Below are 20359 nucleotides of genomic sequence, written 5' to 3' on the forward strand. Positions count from 1 at the left end.
TAGTAGATTTAATGAAGGTAAATTAATGACCGACCATAATAGAGAGTGTTCAGAGTTATTAAGTAATGAAGACACTAAGACCTATTTTAATGTGATTAATGGGGTATTTGATAAGTTAATTAAAGTGTTTGAACAATCAGGCGATGGCGAGAGTGACTTTATTAATAACCTTGTAATATGTCCTTACTTAGCTTCATTAAAGAAGACAATGATGGCCATTCATATGCGCCATTATTTTAATGCGCAGCCGAACAATCGTAATAATGACCGACTTTATATCAGTATCGTTGATTCAGGCTTTCCACTGGAGAAAGAGATTAGATATATTGAATCTGGCTTATCTTCTTTAGATGAGAAGCTGAACGCGATGAGTACTGTTGAAGAGTTGAAAAGCCAAATTTTAAATACTGCTATATCGGACCGAAAAATAGATAAGAGCTTGCAATATGAGTTATCTCAGCGTCTTTTTTATGAGTATATTAAAGAAAATAGAGAAGACTTATTCTTATCATTCAATAACCCAACGTTAGTTGATTTGGGTGTCAAAGAAAACGAAAAGCATTCTTATATGGTTTATTGGTCTACTTATGATCCAGTAAAGAACCACCCTACTGTTTATGTTATGTATTTTTATTCTTCATTTAGTAATGTGGCGGAAGTATTGTCTTCTCCTGACTATAAAAAAATGTCTGATATTATTAACAATAATTCGCTTACCTCAATTTTATTGTTAAATATGGTTACGAACATTGATAAGAACTGCGAATTTATACAGCCTAAGAAAATAAGTCGGTACCACTTGGGCCCTATTTATAAAAACGGCATTACACAACATAACGATTCTATTAACGACATTCTTGATGAGTGCAATAAGCCTGAAAATAATTGGGTATTTTGTTTAAGTGAGGAATGCATCCTTTCTAAGGGAGAAAAGACAGAAAAGAAAAGTCTTTTCTTGGATAGTACATATCAGATATTTGACGTCGACTCGCAAGATACTGCAGCGAATCAGTCTCGGGTGACTTCATTAAATCAAATGATTGTTGTCCCATACGAAATTTACCAAAGGCTTGGGGAGTTCCCTCTCAACCCCTTACACAGAAGCAAAAAATTCGTTGTTAAAGACGACGAAGTTTTATATTTATAGATTGATAGGAATAACATAATGAATAAGATAGGTTTAGTAATTAAAGAGAGTGAAATAAGTAAAAATAGTCAGAATGTATTTAATTCTCTTGATAGCTGTAAAGCGAAGATCACTCGTCATGAAGATGATCACTTACCTCCATCACAAAGAGGTTTTACGAGTTCGGTTTCACACTTAGGCGGTTCTGATCCAGCCAAGCAGTTTAGTATTATCAATACAATTAAAGATATTGATAAATCATCACCTGTTGCTAGTCGTATTCAGCATGAGATCATTTTAGCACTACATCGCGGAATCTCGATTGCATCGGTTATTTCTGAGAAGTTTGCAGAACATGAAATGTCAGATCTTAAACAAAAGTTAAAGACGAACGCATCTTTAGTTACTGATTTAGAGAAAGCCCGTATAGCGAGCCTGACTAAAACTGAGTCAGTTATTTTCACACATGTGCTGTCTAGTTACTTAGAGCATGCATTGTCATCACAAGACAAAGGTACAATGACATTTGACCATTCGACTAAGGTGTCTTTTACAACACCTATGGCGGCGATGTCTACTTTCTTATACCGTTTAAATGAAGGTTTGAAAAATGGCGTTACGAATGACAAAGATGCTATTGCTTTAGTACTTAGTTTTTCTGAGCAAATTCTTGATAATATTGAGATGTTGAGTGGTTCTCTTGAAGGTGCTGAGACATTTACAAGTGGCGTGACTTATGAAGTTAAGAAGTGTTCATTTGAAGTAACAGGCTTTGAGCGCAATGCTTTAGGGATTGTTAAAGAGCTTGTAATGGATTTTGTTGATCCTAAAGAAGTGATTGGTAATGCGATAGCTAAACACCAGGCAATGCGTCTTTCTAAAATGATACTTTGTTATGACTTTGAAAAACAAAAAAACCCATTTGCAGAACTTGGCGGTCATGTCTTTACCTTTTTAGGAGATGGTAAGCCTGGTACGGGTAAGACGACAGTCATTAAGATGATGTGTGGTTTAATGAAGAAATATTGTGATATTGCTGGTTATGATTTTTACTATGAAAACTTTGGTCCTGAACAATTAAGCGATTATCAGTCTCGATCGGGTCATAATGCCGCTTCATTTATTAAAAACGTAATGAACCCTAAAACGATAGGTTTTGGCACAATTGATGATATCGACCAAATTGCGGGTAAACGTGGTGATAAGCAATCTAGCTCAGGCCAAAAAGAAGTAACTGCGGCGTTAATGGAAGGTTTTGCGGGTGCGAATACGATCATCCGAGGCAACTGTACTTTTGGTATGTTTTCAAATTTCCCTGAAATGATTGATGATGCATTACGTCAGAGAGCGGTAGCGCGTTTCAGTATTGATGGGCCTCAGACGGTTGAGGACTACACTGATATTTTTGCATTACTTCTTGGTGAAAATCATAAGGTTGCTAAAGGAGATGTTGAGTTGTATGCAACCCAAGATATTTCTGTCGCGGTTAAGAAGGGATATGAGAGTCATGCATTGCCACATGAGCCTAAGCTACTTGCTGTTTATGAGGCGACGGTGTTGGAAGTTGGTGCTTTAACGGACATGAAGAAGATTGGTACTTACATTTACAACATTTCTAAAGCGATTGAGGGTGACAAATTTTCTGGCCGTTCAGTAAAGAACATTACCGACTCTATCAAAGTTCGCTCTATGGATTTTGACATGCCTTGTGAGTGGTTTGAAGATGCTTCACTGTTTCTTCATAAAACTTATGATGAAAAGCTTGAAATGATTAAGTCTTTACGAGAGGAAGTGACGGTTGGTATGGTTATTCAAGAAATCAATCGTTTTGCTGACTCTGAATTCCGTTATGTTGCTAAGTCTGAGAACGTGGAAGTACAAAAAGCTTATGATAGTTTAATGGTCCAAAAAGAAGCACTTAAGAAAGTAGCTGTAAGCTAATATTTGTTAGACGACAACTGACGAAAACATAAAGGAGCTTTTGCTCCTTTTTTTCATTTTTTCATTTGCCCCTATCCTTTTGACAAATTGACTTTATTTAGTTATATTATATTGACTATAATAGAGAGAGTTCAGATGAGACAACAACTTAAACTGCATGGATTAATGAAAATTAATTCGACCCACTTAGTAGATAGATATAATCGAGCACTAAAAGCCTCATGCCGTATTGAAACCAATTTAACAAGCTTTCATATTGACTGCTCAGGATATTCTCCTGAAATAGCAGAAGAATGTGGAGATATTGATTATCTAAATACCAATGGTGCGAACAAAAGATTTATTATCGTAAGTGTTGAACAAGTAAAATTGCCTATCGCACAATCATATTTTAGCTCAACGGTACATTTTGTTAAGCAATTCATTACAGATAACTACAAACAAATCCTATCAATGACAGCCATTGACTCTATTTATGGCGAACTTGAAAATAACACCTATCGAATAAAAAACCTTGATGATCTTGTTTACGCGACTAAGATTGAGGTTAAGCTTGAAACTAGCCGTGGCCTAATAGGGTCAGAGCTAGCCTTAAAATCAATGCTCACCAATTTGAATGAATTGGACGATGAAAGTTGGCTTGATGATTATTTTCTGAGTGAGGTTATCAATGTAGTCGATAAGATTGGTGACATTAGAAAAAACTCTCTTCAACCTTCAGTACTTCATTATGAAAAGAAGTTTTTTCACACTAAGCACCTGGGAGGCGTTTATGTCCTTAAAAAAGAGGCAGAAATTATTGTACTTGGCACTGATGACGTTCTTGATGAATTAAAGACCAGCAACAGTGAGTTTATTTTAAAAAACAATGTCGTTTTTCATAGTTTAAATAATGTATCAGCTATTTACTCACTTCTTGTTGAGGAGAATATGATTGATGAACTAAGTGTCATAAAAGTAAATAACTCAGTCGGTGAGATTGATGAGTACATCAAGCGAATTGTTATCGAGCATATGATTAGCATTGACGATTCTTTAACCTATTTAAATGACCAATTTAGTGAATCAGAAATAAAAAGACATATTCTTGACCATTACGATGATCTTGGCGAACTATTTCACGTATTGAGTGACTTAAGCAAAAGAATTAAACGAGGGGAAGAATTAGAGACGATTGAAGAGGAAATATTGTTTTACTTTTTGAAATCATCTTCACATTCTAGTACGACCGGAAATCAGGATATTGTTAACCACCTTATTTCTAATTACACGCCCTTTAAATATGAAAGCAACTTCATAAGCAATAGAGATATGTTTTTTGCCAGCCATAATGATTGGTCAGACAAAAAAAAGAACTTTGTTGAGGATTTGATAACCAGGGCTATCTAAGTCATTTAAGCTTATTAGCATTATTGTTCCATTACTTGACGATACTTAAGCCTTAGACTATGTTAAAAGAGTGTTATTTATTGCTAAGTACGGGCCTTGTTCACACTAGTAAAGCATCATCCTTGCATGTTTTTTAAAGTAATGAAAAATTGAGCTGCATTGGTTTTAATGTTAGTTGCAAAGAACAAGTAAATGTTAAGTAAATGTATAAATCTTCTATTTTTAGGAGATTTTTTTATGCGCTTGAACTAGCCATGCGGCTATTTGACTAAGCTATTTATTGTTGATATATTACAGGTACTTGCGCCGAATCATGTGGCCAATATAAATATGAAGATTAAAACTTTAGATGAAAAAAGTTACACAAAAGGTAATGTTTTGAACATGGAAGGCTTTCACGGCTCAAGTCTAGGATTAGCTATATCAGAAATATTTTCTGAGCAGAACAAAACAACCCTCATCATTTGTGATTCTAATGCACATGCTGATAATATTTATAAAGAAATCATATTCTTTTCTGACTTTTCTCAGGAAAGAGTTGTTCTTATTCCTGATACAGAAACATTGCCCTACGATAATGAATCCCCTCATTCAGAACTTATCTCCGAGAGAGCACTCGCATTTCATAAATTATCTAATGTCGATAAACCTTTGCTTGTTATTGCTTCTTTATCTAATGTGCTGAGAAAGACATCATCTAAAGCACACTGGGCGAATCAGTTTATAATTTCTGTTGGAGACACAACCTCTACCGAGATTATCAGAGAACGCCTTAATTATCTTGGCTACAAAGAAGATCCTAGAGAGCTTTCTGACTTTGGGCAATTTTCTATTAGAAATAGTATTGTTGATATTTACCCAATGGGAAGCAAGCACCCCGTTCGTGTAAGGCTAGAAAACGATTGTGTAAAGAGAATAGATTCTATTTTCCTGAGCACCCAATTATCAAGTGATAACCACTTCGACACAGTTACTGTATTACCTGCCCATGAAATGCCTGTAAATGATGATTCTAGAGATCACTTTCGTCTTAAGTTTAGACGAACATTTAAAAAGGCTTTAGGTAACTACTATTACGAGTCCGTCCTCTCTGGCGAGCTGCCACTTGGGATTGAATACTTTCTTCCCCTATTTGGCGAAGTGGAAAGTGTATTTGATTACATGCCACAAGACTCAGTCATTATTAAGACCGGCGACTTAACGAAAAGCCTTAAGAACTCAATAAATTATATTAATCATCGATATGAAGACCTCTCAGGTGACCCCTCTAGAAATCTCGTGCGACCTGAACAACTATGGTTAACAGAATCTGATTTCGAAGAAAATGTGGCCGCTGCAGCTAAAGTCATTACATTAAAAGAAGGTGGCAAAAAACTTTTAGCTGTGCCCAATGGTATTGGGCGTCAAGAGACCATCTCTCAAACCGTCTCAATGCTGACAGAAAAGCTAGGCTCGCTCAATAAGATAGTCTTTTGCTTATCCTCTCAAATAAGAGAAAATCAGTTAGAAATCATCTCTGAAATGTCATTCGGTAGCATCTCTCATTGCAAGACCTGGAAAGAAGCTATCGACTCTAAAGAAAAAGTCACTCTTGTGTATGGCGACATAGACTCTGGCTTTACTTTATTGAAAAACAAAATAGTACTAGTGACAGAAAAAGAACTCTTTGGGCAAGCTATTTTTGCAAAAAAAGAAGAGGAAGATGACGCAATAAGCTATAACCAAATACAAGACCTTAAAAGCTTAAAAATTGGCGACCCACTCGTGCATATCAAGTCAGGTGTTGGACGTTACGATGGTTTAGTTGCGATGCCTGTTCAAGGTGTTAATCGAGAATACATGCGCATTAAATATGCAGAAAGCGCTTCTATCTTTGTCCCTATGGACGAACTAGACATGGTTTCAAGATACGGCGGCATGAGCACAGAAAACATTCCGCTAGATAAATCTGGTACGCCAAAGTGGAAAAAAGGTCTAGAAAAAGCGGTAGAAAATATAAAAACTACTGCCAAATCATTAATTGAATTCAAACACTCTCAAAAACTTATCTATGGAGTGCAGTTCAAGAAGCCCGGTTTTGAGTATCATAAATTATGTAAAGAGTTTCCTTTTACTGAAACAAGAGATCAAAGAAAAGCAGTTGACGATATCATCACTGATATGACGTCTCCACACCCAATGAATAGAACCATTGTTGGGGATGTTGGATTTGGTAAAACTGAAGTAGCTATGAGGGCTGCCTTTATAGCTGCAAGTCAAGGATACCAAGTAGCTATAATGGTGCCAACCACACTGCTGGCTAATCAACATTATGAAAATTTTAAAGAAAGAATGAGTTCTTTTGATTTTGAAATCGACTGCCTATCTATTTACTCTACCGCTAAAGCAGAAAAGGAAGCTGTAAAGCGAATTGCCTCTGGGCAAACTAAAATTGTAATTGGTACGCAACGATTAGTACAAAAAGACATTCAATTCGATAACATTGGCCTAGTTGTTATTGATGAAGAGCATCGATTCGGTGTTAATGATAAGAAAAAGTTAAGAGAAATGAGTATTAAACTTGATACTTTAACACTCACAGCAACTCCTATCCCGCGTACATTAAGTATGTCGCTTTACGGTGTAAGAGATATTTCTATTATCGCAACACCACCGGCTAAACGTTTATCAATAAGAACAATTGTCTCCAAAGAAAGTGAAAAAACAACTCAAGAAGCCGTATATCGTGAGCTAATGAGGGATGGGCAGGTATTTATCCTTCATAACTCTGTTAAAACTATTGCCCAACGAGCAAGCGAAATACAGGAAATGTTTCCTGATAAAAAAGTTGAGTTCGCTCATGGTAGAATGAAAGACGACCAGATGGAGAAGATCATGGCCAAGTTCTACCGCCATGACTTTGATGTCTTAGTTTGTACGACTATTATTGAGACCGGTATAGATGTTAAAAATGCCAACACAATTATAATTGAAGATGCAGACAGGTTCGGTGTATCACAACTACACCAACTTCGAGGCCGTGTAGGCAGATCAACCCGACAAGCTTATGCTTACCTAATGCACAAGCCAGCCGTTTCTGATAGTGCAACAAAAAGATTAAAAGCACTCGAAACAGCCACAAAACTAGGCGATGGATTCGTACTAGCTTCACATGATCTTGAAATTCGTGGTGCTGGTGAATTGTTAGGCGAAGACCAAAGTGGCCACATCCAAAGCATCGGATTCGCGCTCTATATGAGGTTGTTAAACAAAGCGCTTGATATGATTGAGCATGGCGAAGAGATTAATGAGCTTTATGATAGTGCAAGTGATGTAAAGATTGACCTGAACATATCATCTCTTATCGATGACAATTACATTGAAAATGAGCAAGCTAGACTATCGATGTATAAGCGGTTCGCCTCTGTGACGCAAGTTTCCGAGTTGATTGCGATACAAGATGAGATTATAGACAGATTTGGCGAAATGCCAGAAACAACGAAAAATATCATCGATGTAAGTAAAGTAAGGTGCTACTTCAAAAAAATAGGCATTAAGAAACTATCAATGTCTAATAGTGAAGGTGTGATAATACTTCGTGAAGATACCGCTTTATCTCGAGACAAGTTAGAAAAGCTGGTGGAAAGTAACCCGGGCTACACTAGCGATGGCAAAAACAAGCTTATGTTTAAGTCCAAAACGAATGGGCGTGATGAACGTTTTAGGTTTGTTTTGGGGTTTATTGAGATGGTGACGGCTTAGTTCTGGGGCCTTCATTGGCATTAATACCAAGTAAATATCAATGCCAAGTAAATATCGATACCAAAATAAGGGCTCTTAGGGGCCCTTATTATATGAAGCCAATAATCAGTAATCCCGCATAAATGAAGTTGCCTGTGATCACTACCGAAGGAAGCACTGTTATTAGCGAACTGATACTGCCTTTTCTTGAGATTGCAGATTCCCATGGCTTGATTGAATTATAATAAACCTTGACCATTTCACCTTTTAGCTCTGAATGAGAATCAAAGTCTTTAATGTGGATGTTCATTTTCATTTGAGAAGGCGCTATTTCTTTGCGGGTAAAATCAAACATATTGTTCGTGTAGCAAATATCATCAACAGTGTAATCATAATTAACGACAATTTTCTCATTACCGAAAAGAGTTTTGATTTTATCTATTCCACTTATGTGGCCAACAGTACAAGACCAAAGCATTTTCTTTTCAATCGAATGATGCTTTAGCGTAAATATTGCGTATGAGAAACCAAGCACAAGAAATGAAAGTCCTAGGTTTTCACTGTAAATAACAATACTGCCTTCAGCAGCGTTTGAATAAACATTCGAACATAACACTAAAATTAATGTTGACAAAAAAAGCCCTATCCACATTTTTTCTCCCTCCAGGATTTTGAATATATGAGAGGAAAAATCCCTCTACAATGATACATATTATAACACTTTTTAATTAACCTGCAAAGTTGCACTGCCCTTACTAATTGTTATATTATAGGGCTATGTCCTTTGCCCTAAGATATTGATGAATAGCATAAAATACGCAATAAACTCGACAATATATCTACTTCTCTCGTTTGTACTTCTTTCTGTAATTACTTTCGATTTTGAGATCATTAAAATTGAAAAACACTCATTAGATTTCTTCTATTATTTTTATGCTGATAATAAAGACTTGTTATTTAAATATTCAGCAGGCTCTATATTATATTTAATTTTTATTAAATATGTGTCGATCAAACTTAGAAACCCGAACATGAGAAAAGTTAAAAATAAAAATAATAATTTGAATCACTTATCCTGGCGAGAGTTCGAAGTGCTTACTAAGGAAATTTTTCAGTCACAAGGTTATAAAGCAGAAGTTATAGGTGGAAGCGGCGGAGACGGCGGAATTGATGTTCTACTAAAGAAAGGTGGTAAAAAATACATTGTACAATGTAAGCACTGGAAAAATTCTAGAGTTGGCGTGAAAGTAGTGAGAGAACTTTTTGGTGTTATGCTTCACGAAAAAGCTGATGGTGTTAAAATAATTGCCACCAGCGGATTCACTAAGGAATCATATAATTTTATTAAAGGAAAGAAAATTGAATTGATTGACGGTAAAAAACTAATGACAATGTTATAAGCTACTTCTTATTATATAAAAACTACGTCTTGAAATATCTAAACTAATCGTTCCGTATAAATTATCTCCTGTAGACAGTTCAACGATATAACCACTATCTGTTCGTTGAACTGATTTAATCGCACTATTAGCTACCAGGCTTGTTCTTGAAATTCTTGTAAAGTAACACTTCCACTTTTCTTCCAAGCTTTTTAAAGAAATCTTTGTAACCAATAATCTTTCTCTACCTGCGATATGGAGAATTATATTTCTTCCATCGGTACTGACCATGTGTGGCTCGCAAACATTGATCGTAAAACTTTGCTTTCCATCCATACTCTTAGCGGTTACCGATAGAACATCCTTCTCTAGAATTTCTTCTGCATACTGCTGAATTTTTAAAAGAGCCTCTTCACCCTTGTGAGTTAAAGACTCTTTATTAAGAGCCTTTAACTTTTTAAGGATTTTCTTTAAATTAATTTCTACCATTATTTCTTGCTTCTATTACTTGAGGAAAATGTAAAGCAAGCCGAATAAAGAAATAAGACCACCAGACAATAAATACGGAGCGTATTTATTATTAAATAAAGTTGGGTGATTTATATTGTCATCATCAGGAGAATTAGTGTTATTCACTGAACCGGTAGATATATTATTCTTTTTGCCAGTTAATGACTTAATGTGCTTTCTCATCGACTCTGAAGAGTTAAGGAGATCTTCTTCCGCTAAGGCATTTGGACTTAGTGAAATATCAAAACCATTAACAACATCTACCAAGCTGTAGTATCGATATTCACTTGGTTCAATGCCGACATTGTCAATAACGATAGTAGGGACGTTAAATGCATCGGAAATATCGACGCAAAACATTGGTTCAGTGATCAGGAGGTCGACGTTTTTAATTGCAGCACAAACATACATAAAGTCTGATTTTAGCAACTCTGTAATATTGCTATATAATATATCTGTTTCTATCTTATAACTAATGTCTGTAAAAATTTTATAATCAGGGAAGTTTTTATAGGCCAGCTCTAATGCCCTTTCCATTGCTTTTTTGCCGCCCTGGAACTGTGGTAAAAAGAGGGTCTTTTTTCCTTCCGCTAATTCACTAATAACAAGTTTAATTTCCAATTCTACGCTATCAGTTACAGTTAATAGATTTAACGCAGATTTCCCCATTGCACTTATGCCGTACTGCTCCACATAAATATCTTGATAGTTCATATTGGTAGTGGTTAATTTAACTTCATTTGCAAAATCATGATCAGAAATAAATACGACATCATATTTATTTAATTCGTAGACAGAGATAGGCAGTATGGCTGAAGATGGTTGAGAGAATGCCATGTTTTGTACTATGCTTGCCACTTGGTCACAGGGATCAACATAGGTGTCTGCACTTGGCTGTAAACCCATTTCAATCATAGTATGAATTGTTTTTGCAAAAACAGAAGATGAAACAATACTTTGTTCTAGCGTATTGCCAAAGCCACCAATATTAGCAACTATCACCGTTTTACTGCTTTCATCAGGGGTTTCAATATCTTTTAAATCATCCAGAGTTAAGAAGTTTTCAAAACTATCGATGTATAGATTGTGCTTTCCGATAAGTTTAGTGCTAATTAAGTCTTTTTCTGTAGCAGATGCTTTGTTGAATGCTCTAACTTCAAATAAGTTAGGGTAGTCTTCATTGATCTTGGTAGCGATATCATTAATTTGGCGATCATTTGATAGATAAAGATTTGAATGCATTAATCCTTCATCATCATTTACTGTCGAGATGTTTACAGAATGCATCGATTGCTTAAAACAAATCTCAGAAATTTGCTTTCCTGAATTTTTGATTTGTTTAACGTAAAAAAACTTCATAATAAAACCCTTTCAAAATTTAATAAACTATTACACATTATGATTTAACTGGCAAGTTGGAATATTAAAATAAAAGGGTTGTAAGGTGCTACTTTAAATCACTTTATGTTGCTAATATTATGAATTATGTTTGTTTCTTGAGCCCTTTCTGAACATTCTAGAGCCACGGTATTCACTGCCTAAAGCTTCTTTTTTAGTAGGCGCATGTAAGACAGGCTTACATGTTTCATGAGCCACAAACACTGCTTCCGTAGCTTGTTTGTTATGGAGTCCTAGTTCATTATTTTCTTCAAGTAATGAATTAATGTCGATCACACGACCACCTTCTACAGATTTACCATTTGCAATAGCTAGCGCTTTTTCATCACTTATTTGCGGATATGAATGGATAAAACGTCTATTGTTTTCACTAGGACTATTATCGTAGTTTGTTTTAGTTGTTTTTTTAAAGACAGGCTGTACGTGTTTCTTTAGCGATGAACTATTCATAAGAACTCCATTAATTTGTTTATTATTTTTAATTGCTGCTGCTTATTAACTATTGTTAATATATCAATATATACAGCATCAGTCAATATATAATATACTCTTTTTTGTATTAGAGTCAGTTCGTAACCCACTGCGTCTATTATGAAATTTGCGATAGATGCATTCTGTAAATGCTGTTAAAAGTATTGCCAATAGTATCTGTTCTTTTCTTGTTTTCATTTGCAGCAGATTTAATGAGTGAAACCTGCGTATCTATAAGGCGTTGGCCGGATACTGGATGTATCTTATTGTTATCAATAAGCCACTTAACAAAAAGTCCGTATGGTAGTTGAATGAACTGATTTGTCTCAATATTCAATTCAGAATAGCGCATTATTTTTTCATTAATATCTTCTAGATTTTTGATATGAAAGTAAAAACCTTTTAATAAGTCCCTTGTTTCCTTGGCTTCACCCTCCCTTTTATTCAAGAGTGGAATAACCCTTGTGTCAGTTGGCTCACCGTTTTTAAAGATCACGTTAGTCTCTTCGTCCCACCCTTTACAAGGTATGTGCGCTAGTCCCTCATATGCCTGGTTCCTTTCCCTGTTGAGCCCTTCATCAATAAAGGAAGTTGGCGTATCTATTCTCACTGGGTACAGGGTACAAACGGATGGTTTCTCATTGTAGATTGAACACCTGTTTAATTCATTTAAATGAATGCACGGTGAATCAGGCGGTACCAATGTCAATATTTGAGGGTGAATAACAATTTTACGTTCATCTTCTGTTTTGTCGTAAAAGCCAATCGTATCGCGTGTGAATTTTTTCATCCCTTTTGCGTACCTAGACTTATCTTTTTCTACTGGCACATTTCTAACATCCGAAACGACGAAGGCCACCACTAGTGGAAAATCATCATAAAACTGGTATTTAGCTTCTTTTAGCGTGAGCGCAATAGGCCCGTGACAGCATCCAGCGCAACTGTGACAAGAAAATTTCTTCATTTGATAACCACATTAGACATAAAATTAATTTATATTATATTTTTAGTCCATATTGTCAATAAGCTGGCATCAGCACGATTCGGCCTTTCTTGAGTTATTTAAATAAGTTAGTAGTATAAAAACAGGTGGGTATGTCAACATTTAAACATATGCAACCTAAAATATTCCTTAAATAATCTATTTTTTATAATGAAGTATAAAAATAAGTATTTTTTCAAATAAAAGATTGGTTTTTAGAGTCATAACCTCTAAGGTGTGTCAGTTTTAAACGGTCGACATGCCGTTTTTATTAATTTCTGGACAGCCAGAAAGCAAAAAAGCTAACCCGAAGGCTAGCTTTTTAAACAAACAGTAAAGCAGATAAATGCTTCCAACATTTAAATGCTCGTCTTGACCTCAAAAAAAATAAAACTCTTTTTTTCAAAGAAAAGAGACAGACAACTGAGATCGTAGCGCACTGTTTGTTTGAAAGCAATACCATTGTATGGTTTTTATACTTTAAATATGAGCGCATTTATGATTTCATTTTCATCAATTGCATTTATTAATCGTGAGCACGTTTAATGATGCAAGATTTTAATAGTAATATTGTCCAGGCGAGTTCATTGAATGCTTGGTTTAACAGTAGATTTAGAGATGGTCTTCCTCATAGACCTTATGTGGCAAATGTTAAAAACATGTGCCATTTCGGTAAAAAAGATATTGAGGAAAGCTATAAATACATCCAGGCTAATAATCCAATAAAAACGTCATGGATAGTTCTCGATATTGATTGTGGGATTGATTCAACTTTCCTATATGAACAACCAGAGTTTTATAGGCATATTGATGCCCCTGCGCCGAACATCGTACTAAAGAGCAACGAAAACGGCCACTACCAGATATTCTATGCAATTGATCCTGTCTATACCGGGATGAATGCGCGAAATAAGCCTCAACGATTCCTAGATGCAGTTAAAAGAGCTTTGATAGCGACTATCCCTAGTGCTGATCCAAATTTTATTGGAAGCAAAGTGATTTCTTGGAATCCTTTATCTGACAACTGGAGTCGATTTGAAATCCATAATGCTGTTTATTCACTGAATGAGCTTAAGGATATGCTGAATCAAGAACTCTTTATGTCTTCGTCATTCGATTTAAAGTGCACTGAAAAAATAGCATACGCGGAAGAAGGTGAACGGAATATGAGTCTGTTCAAGAATCTTCGTCTCTGGTCCTATAAGCGAGTGTTGTCTGCAAAAGAAAGCATAACGTACCCCGACTGGCTTAAGTTGCTTCAGACTGAAGCTATGGCAATCAATGAAAGCATATGTTCTGTTCCCATGCCCCTGAAAGAAGTAGAAGGCATTGCAAAGTCTGTAGCCAGATTCACATGGTTTAGATACACCGGTAATCAAAGGCAAAAAACCATGGAGTTTTCTGACGGGGAGTCAATAGAGCAAAAGCAAGTTGCCTCAGCCAAAAGAACACACTCAATAGTTAAAAACAATACGATTCAACTGATATCGGCTGCAGTAGCAACACTGGTTAAAATAGGAAAAAAAGTCACGTACTCTGAAATATCAAGAATAAGTGGAAAGCACAGAAGTACCGTTTATCGTTATAAAGAGCAGATAACACAGGAAGTAGACCGTCTATTAACTACATTAAGCGGTAAAGAGAAGCATCACAATAAAGATGTTCCTTATGCTGTATATCAGGTAACAGGCTCTTATAGATCTTTAATTTGGAGTTTATTTTCTGCGCCTATTAAATCCTTTTTAAATAAGAAAAGTATCAGTCACCGTCTTGGTTTAGGTTTTAATAAAAGTAAGAATGGGATGTATTGTGATCTAAATATGAATCAATCTCCGTACATGAAGCATGAAAAAAAGATGATGTTTAATAGCTATGCTGAAATGTTTAATTCAAGCCCTCCACTATTAATTAATTAAAAAGCAAAAAATTGATTAAAACGACTTTTTTTCGTATATTAAAAGAAATTTATAATAAGGATTTTCACCTGAATGAGTAAGTTAACTAGAATTCTATTTCTTAATGTGACCAGGCAGTGCAATGTAAATTGCCCTCGGTGTTACTTAACTGAAGAAGTAAGAAATAAAAAAGAATTGTTGCCTCTTGAATTTATTGAAAAAGCGATTACTGACCCTTTTTTTCAAGACCCTAATTATGAGTCAGTTGTTATTTTTGAAGGCGGAGAGCTTTCTCTTATAGGAGAGAAAAACTTACGGAATATGCTTGAATTAGTTAAGTCAAAGCTTCCAAACTGCCGAACAACAATGGTGGCTAATTGTTATTCGTTACCCGATTGGCTTATTAAAATTTGTCATGAATATATGGGCAGTGAATTTGAAACCACCTATGCACTGGATAAAAAATATTCTTTAACCGGTGATGCAGAGCTTTATCAAAAAAGGTTTAAGCAAAACATTAAAAAAGCACATGAAGCTGGGATCACTGTCGTTGTAAACGTTGAGTTAAACAAGGAAACAATTGATCTGGGTGTTGACGCGCTCATGGAAGTAATTAGGGAGACAAAAATTCAATGTTGGGAGTTTGACCATAGTATCGACTTTCAAGAGTTTATGAAGGACCCAAGGTTTAATATGTACGGGAGTCCATTAGTCGAAACGACGACGACTTATGAAGAATTCTCTGATTATATTATTGAACTTGCTGAAGTGCATGGTAAAGAGATGCAAGCATTAGGCATTCAGATTGGAGCAATTCAACAAGCCATTTATAATGAAGAATCGATATTTTTTAATGTTAAGAACACCGCGAACATGCTGTCAATTAATGCAGACGGCACTTGCACCACAGATGTTCTGTACAGTGATGTACCTAGAATGTTCATTGGTAACCTGAATGTGCAAACAGTCAGCGAGATGATGCAGTCTAAAAGCAGGAAAATGCTGTTGCGTTGGGAAAACTCAGTGAGAGTAAAAGAATGCATTGGTTGTGAGTTTTACAATAAATGTAAAGGCGGGCCCAGCTATATGCCTCTCTTTGATGGTTTATCTGCTGAGTGTGCAGGGGCAAAGAAAATATGGACTTACATGAGAGATATATATGATGGTGATTATAGGCAGCAACAAAGGAGGTGAGACAACATCGCCACACCCGGTAAATTTGGTGTTGATGTTTGAATGTCTACATTTCTAAACCTAATGATTTATTTTGTATACCTTGCTCAAGCCAAAAAATATGATCAGGATTTGACGATGCGCAACAAGCTAGTACAGATATTGCGCCTGCGTCATTACCGACCCATTCCCTAATTCTGTTTTCAATCATTATTCTGGTTTTAAGATAAGAGCTACTTTGATAGTGTCTTATGTTTTTCCCTTTAGATGTCATCTCAGAGATGTGTTTATAAAGATGAGTTGTAATACTTATTTTGATAAGTAACTTATTCGTTTTTTTATCTAATATATTCACATCATAATCAATAAACCCATCAATTTTAAATGTTGTGGGATTTGATTTTATGTCAATACTGACATCTGTCTGCCAGGAGCTTCTATTAACATGGTTTGAAATTGGCGATCGTACTTTGAGTAACCAGTCTGAAATTGCTTCATGGTATTTATTTGTTTTGAATTGATGAGATATTTCATTTTCGTTAATTGTTTCTGTTACTAAATAGCAAATTCCGGCGCACATAATTTTCCTAGGAAGCCTGTAGGTATTGAATCAAATTTTGAAACGGATTAATCTATAATATATACTTAATTATTTTAACTGGCAAACCATAGGATTTAACAATGAAAATACATTTGAACTATTTCGGCATGATCTTGATTTCTGTTTTCGCTCTTACTGGATGCAAAACAGTGATAACAGAAAGTGAAGCATCAGATAATTTAATAAATTCCATTGTAAAAGCCAATGTAGGTAATGTTTCTAATGCATTGGATTCAAAGAATTATAACTATAAAATTATCATCGATAATGCTGAAGTCGACTTTTTAAATACCAATAATCCAGGAAGTTCTAAGGTAACTCTGGTTGGTAACATTTCAATTAATGACAGTATTATACAAAAAAACAAAGTAACAATGATATTTGAGATGGATACTTATCTCAATAAATCAGATGGTTACGTAGGAATCAGAAGCCCAAGACTTATAAAACTTGACGTATCTAATGTTTATTCGGCATACTACGGCGCTTTTGAGAGATCACTCTTTTATAGTGCGCAAGATGTAATTGGATATAGTTTGTCCAATGCAACTATTTCTTCAGTTTATGTTGATGATATTAAAAGTAATTTATCAATTACAATGAAGAACACAAATGATAGTTTAATTCTAAAGGTCGGTGAATAAATGAATGAAATGAACAACAGTAAAATAAATAAAAATAATTTTAACAGAGTGTTTTTTGTGGAAGATACACAAACAAATATGTTTATCGATATTGTTAGTAATGGCATTTCTTACTTTACTAAATTAAAACTATTAGACGGCACACTAATTGACGCAAAATTTCAAAACAATAACATCTCATCTAAGCCAACTATCAGGGACTTAGTTCGTGAGCATATTAAGTTTTCTTCTGAAGCGACTTTAGAGCAGCTTGCTTTACAAATCCAAGAGATTACTAAAGAAAAAGCGTTAGACTTTAATGATCCTGTATCTGCAGAAGAAGTTGCCAATAACTGTCTTGAATTTTTACTCGACTTCCCTATGGAAACGCTTGATGACTACGTCCGTGAGAGCCGTATAGATGTCGTCAACTTAGTATATGCTAATTCGATATGTGGCTCAAAAATCCTTGGCGAGGCAGACAGAAAAGCAATTGCTGACATAATTAAACTAAATCCAGCACGATTCAAGTTTAATGACAGCATTCAAGAGTGTATTAATATATTAGGGCCTAAGATCAATATTGCGCTTTCCAATAAATACTAAAAAGCTTAACGTCGAACCTTCAAACCTGTTATTTACTGCTTTATAAGTTACTTTAGAGCAGTAATAAACACTCCTCCTTATCAATAATTGCATTCCCCATTCATTAATTTGACATAATCACCAACAGATAGAATAATATGTAAAATAATAATAATAATAAAAGTGGATCGCGCTAATGCATCAAATTATCTTTAACCTCTATCAAATCAACCCTTTTTTTATATCCTATCTAGCCATCCTAGTAGGAGTGTGTGTCGGAAGCTATATAAACGTAGTTTGCTACAGAACACCTATAAAACTAAAAAGCGAACTAATAAACTCTTCCTTTGAAGTCCTCGAATATTTCAATATAAAAATAAATAAACATAAAGAGTTATCTTCTGAAACTAACCAAATATCAGATAAACGCTCTTACTGCCCCAGGTGTAATAAACCTATTCCTTTTTACCTAAACATTCCTGTTCTTAGCTGGCTGTTTTTAAAAGGCAAGTCAGCTTGTTGCCACCAAAAAATTTCAGTTAGGTATATATTGGTTGAGATTATTTTTGCAGCCGTATATGGACTGATGTTTACTTATTTTGATTTCGGTAATGCAGCGTTACTGTCCATTGTTTTTACTTTTCTATTTGTTATCTCATCAGTAGATTTAAAAATAGAAATCATTCCCGACCCGCTCGTGTACTTTCTGATTTGGTCAGGTCTGATTTATCATGCCGCGTTCGATAGCGCTGACATGCTGGCCACTTTGCTCTCCATCGTTTTGTGTTACTTTATTATCTCTGCTTTAAACGTGATTTTCAGGCCATTGGGAAAGGGCGATGCAATAGGTATGGGTGATGCCAAACTTTTCTGCGCTTCTGCAGCCTGGCTTGGATTATTTGGGCTAGCATGGACCTTTGTTTTTTCGCCCTTCGTTTTCTTTTGTTTTTGCATGCTGCAAAAAAGGAGAAGAATGGCCTTTGGTCCTTCGATATCCTATATTTTTATGTCGTTGATGATCATAAAGTTTGGGCTAGGAATTGAAATAAATGAAAATCTACTTGACCTTGCCTATTGACATTTTAATTGATTGGCACTATAAACATTAGTACGATAAAATTGATTTTGTGTGACCGGAGGCAATACTTTTCTTCTGGTCGTCTCAGCGCAACTTCTGTCGAAAGATTTTAGATTTATATTAGGAGACAATGATTCGATTATATAAGGTTTATTATGACTAAGTTTATAACCAATAAAATGTTGAAGATTGCGAGTGGTGTTTTGTTAACCACAACAGCCGTTGCAGGAACTTTTGCAGCCATCTACTTTGGCTCTAAGCTGATATACAGCAACTTCGCAATCGGCTCTATGTTAATAGCTTTTGCTCCTTTAGTGATTTTCCTGACGGCCTTTTACTATCAAAGCCGTGTTGTTTTCTCTATTAGACAAGTCATCGTTGAGTCCTGCGATAAAATGAGCCAAAATGAAAAGCGATTTGTTAAATCTGCTAAGTCGAGTTACGGATTCGCTAAATATATTCCTTTGATCATAACGGCCTTAGCGTCTTTCTTGTCAGTTACTATTATACCTGGTCTCATTGGCCACGCAGCACTTGAAAATGGTAAAATGATTGAAGTGGGCATTGCCAGTCTTTTAATATCGGCAAACCTTATTCTCTTTATGAGAATGACTAATCAAATAGCATTATCAATTTCAAAAAATAAGGTAAAGCTGTAATGGATAATACTCCTGATATAGAACATGCAGGTCAAAAGATCATTGGGCTAATCAGAGCTTCACAGATGTGTACTGAGTCTGTCCCTGATGGGTTTCTTGCTTACTTCCAAATAAGCGCTGAGACCCTGTCAGAAGATGAGCAAAGCCTCCTTAAGGAATTAGTTGTTGGCTCATTTTACGAAAATGAATTTAGAAACTATATATCCGACAATAAAGAAAACCCTATTTTGTTTGATTCCAATGAAAATGCTTACGGAACTTTGATGAAAGAAGGAAAGTCAGTCGAAAAGAAATTCCAGTTTTCATTATTTGGACATAAAGGCATTATGGTTTCTTTACCTAAAAGTAACGTTGTATCATTTGTTCCTAAAAAAAATAAGAGTATTTGAATGAAAAGAAAAGCAATAATCATTATGTTGGCATTATCTACCTTTGTTTGTTCAGCTAATGCAGATATGACTCTAAAGTCTCAAATAAAAAGCTTAGAAACAAAAGAGGAAGCCATTACTGCAATTGAAAATTATGGTGAGCCACTTACCCTGTTTAATTATGCCTCAAACAATAATGATGATATTCAATCACCCGGTAACCTGGCGGTCGAAAAAGGGGTTGAATATGTTCCTCCTTATGAAGAGTTTATTGATCTGTATTTTGATTTCATTGAAAAAGGTTCAAAGCCTTATGAAGCGGTCTTGATGACATATACTTCTCCTGAAGCACTTGAATTTATTCGTATGACAAAGCAAGAGGAGCAAGATAGGCTGTCTGCTGAAAATAAACCTGCCCATTAGCTATTAATTTTGGCACACGATGTGTGCTATTCTTATTA

The 20359-nt window shown here is 35.3% G+C and carries 19 protein-coding genes; 13 read left to right on the forward strand and 6 right to left on the reverse strand.

The genetic code is table 11. From position 1 onward, the window contains the following. Positions 1-25: 25 nt before the first annotated feature. From SP041_RS09200 to mfd, 4 genes are all read left to right on the forward strand, one after another. Positions 26-1147, forward strand: a complete 1122-nt coding sequence (locus tag SP041_RS09200; RefSeq protein WP_137297622.1) for a hypothetical protein — start codon at positions 26-28, stop codon at positions 1145-1147. An 18-nt stretch (positions 1148-1165) separates the two neighbouring features. Further along, positions 1166-3067 (forward strand): ATP-binding protein, encoded by a 1902-nt coding sequence (locus tag SP041_RS09205; RefSeq protein WP_137297623.1) that lies wholly within the window; start codon positions 1166-1168, stop codon positions 3065-3067. A 135-nt stretch (positions 3068-3202) separates the two neighbouring features. After that, a complete protein-coding gene (locus tag SP041_RS09210; protein ID WP_137297624.1) occupies positions 3203-4456 on the forward strand; it encodes a DUF6638 family protein in 1254 nt (417 codons plus the stop codon). A gap of 384 nt (positions 4457-4840) precedes the next feature. After that, positions 4841-8197: a transcription-repair coupling factor gene (mfd, locus tag SP041_RS09215; RefSeq protein ID WP_170968538.1), complete on the forward strand. Its 3357-nt coding sequence runs from the start codon at positions 4841-4843 to the stop codon at positions 8195-8197. 88 nt (positions 8198-8285) lie between these two features. Here mfd and SP041_RS09220 read toward each other — a convergent pair whose 3' ends face one another. Continuing rightward, positions 8286-8810 carry a hypothetical protein gene (locus SP041_RS09220; protein WP_137297626.1) on the reverse strand — a complete coding sequence of 175 codons (525 nt, stop codon included), beginning with the start codon at positions 8808-8810 and terminating at the stop codon, positions 8286-8288. A 397-nt stretch (positions 8811-9207) separates the two neighbouring features. On the opposite strand from SP041_RS09220, the gene SP041_RS20860 reads away from it, so the two are divergent. Continuing rightward, positions 9208-9576, forward strand: coding sequence for a restriction endonuclease (locus SP041_RS20860; RefSeq protein WP_170968539.1), 369 nt, complete (start codon positions 9208-9210; stop codon positions 9574-9576). Here the strand turns inward: SP041_RS20860 and SP041_RS09230 are convergent. From SP041_RS09230 to SP041_RS09245, 4 genes are all read right to left on the reverse strand, one after another. Beyond that, on the reverse strand, positions 9571-10044 hold the full coding sequence (locus SP041_RS09230; RefSeq protein ID WP_137297628.1) for a LytTR family transcriptional regulator DNA-binding domain-containing protein: 474 nt from the start codon (positions 10042-10044) through the stop codon (positions 9571-9573). The genes SP041_RS20860 and SP041_RS09230 overlap by 6 nt on opposite strands. A 15-nt stretch (positions 10045-10059) precedes the next feature. Beyond that, the gene (locus SP041_RS09235; protein WP_137297629.1) at positions 10060-11424 is read right to left on the reverse strand and encodes a hypothetical protein; all 1365 of its coding nucleotides are present in this window, start codon (positions 11422-11424) and stop codon (positions 10060-10062) included. 117 nt (positions 11425-11541) lie between these two features. Beyond that, positions 11542-11913 (reverse strand): hypothetical protein, encoded by a 372-nt coding sequence (locus tag SP041_RS09240; RefSeq protein WP_137297630.1) that lies wholly within the window; start codon positions 11911-11913, stop codon positions 11542-11544. Positions 11914-12052: 139 nt separating this feature from the next. Continuing rightward, positions 12053-12898 (reverse strand): YkgJ family cysteine cluster protein, encoded by an 846-nt coding sequence (locus SP041_RS09245; protein ID WP_137297631.1) that lies wholly within the window; start codon positions 12896-12898, stop codon positions 12053-12055. Positions 12899-13461: 563 nt separating this feature from the next. Between SP041_RS09245 and SP041_RS09250 the strand changes: the two genes are divergently transcribed. Beyond that, entirely contained in the window at positions 13462-14832 is a 1371-nt protein-coding gene (locus SP041_RS09250) for a replication initiation protein (protein ID WP_137297632.1), read from the forward strand. A gap of 72 nt (positions 14833-14904) precedes the next feature. Continuing rightward, positions 14905-16005: a radical SAM protein gene (locus SP041_RS09255; RefSeq protein ID WP_137297633.1), complete on the forward strand. Its 1101-nt coding sequence runs from the start codon at positions 14905-14907 to the stop codon at positions 16003-16005. Positions 16006-16051: 46 nt separating this feature from the next. Here SP041_RS09255 and SP041_RS09260 read toward each other — a convergent pair whose 3' ends face one another. Then, on the reverse strand, positions 16052-16564 hold the full coding sequence (locus tag SP041_RS09260; RefSeq protein WP_137297634.1) for a hypothetical protein: 513 nt from the start codon (positions 16562-16564) through the stop codon (positions 16052-16054). A gap of 101 nt (positions 16565-16665) precedes the next feature. Here SP041_RS09260 and SP041_RS09265 point away from each other — a divergent pair, with 101 nt between their 5' ends. The 6 genes from SP041_RS09265 to SP041_RS09290 all read left to right on the forward strand — a co-directional run bounded on the left by SP041_RS09265 (position 16666) and on the right by SP041_RS09290 (position 20321). Beyond that, positions 16666-17229, forward strand: a complete 564-nt coding sequence (locus SP041_RS09265; RefSeq protein WP_137297635.1) for a hypothetical protein — start codon at positions 16666-16668, stop codon at positions 17227-17229. Positions 17230-17286: 57 nt separating this feature from the next. Next, positions 17287-17814 carry a hypothetical protein gene (locus SP041_RS09270; RefSeq protein WP_137297636.1) on the forward strand — a complete coding sequence of 176 codons (528 nt, stop codon included), beginning with the start codon at positions 17287-17289 and terminating at the stop codon, positions 17812-17814. 175 nt (positions 17815-17989) lie between these two features. Continuing rightward, positions 17990-18871: an A24 family peptidase gene (locus SP041_RS09275; RefSeq protein WP_137297637.1), complete on the forward strand. Its 882-nt coding sequence runs from the start codon at positions 17990-17992 to the stop codon at positions 18869-18871. Between the two features lie 155 nt (positions 18872-19026). Then, positions 19027-19530, forward strand: a complete 504-nt coding sequence (locus SP041_RS09280) for a hypothetical protein (protein ID WP_137297638.1) — start codon at positions 19027-19029, stop codon at positions 19528-19530. Next, positions 19530-19919, forward strand: coding sequence for a hypothetical protein (locus SP041_RS09285; RefSeq protein ID WP_137297639.1), 390 nt, complete (start codon positions 19530-19532; stop codon positions 19917-19919). Before SP041_RS09280 ends, SP041_RS09285 begins: the two co-directional genes overlap by 1 nt. Continuing rightward, positions 19920-20321, forward strand: coding sequence for a hypothetical protein (locus SP041_RS09290; RefSeq protein WP_137297640.1), 402 nt, complete (start codon positions 19920-19922; stop codon positions 20319-20321). It abuts the gene before it with no gap. Positions 20322-20359: the final 38 nt, after the last annotated feature.

Source organism: Psychromonas sp. SP041, from assembly GCF_000470315.2.
Taxonomy (GTDB): domain Bacteria; phylum Pseudomonadota; class Gammaproteobacteria; order Enterobacterales; family Psychromonadaceae; genus Psychromonas.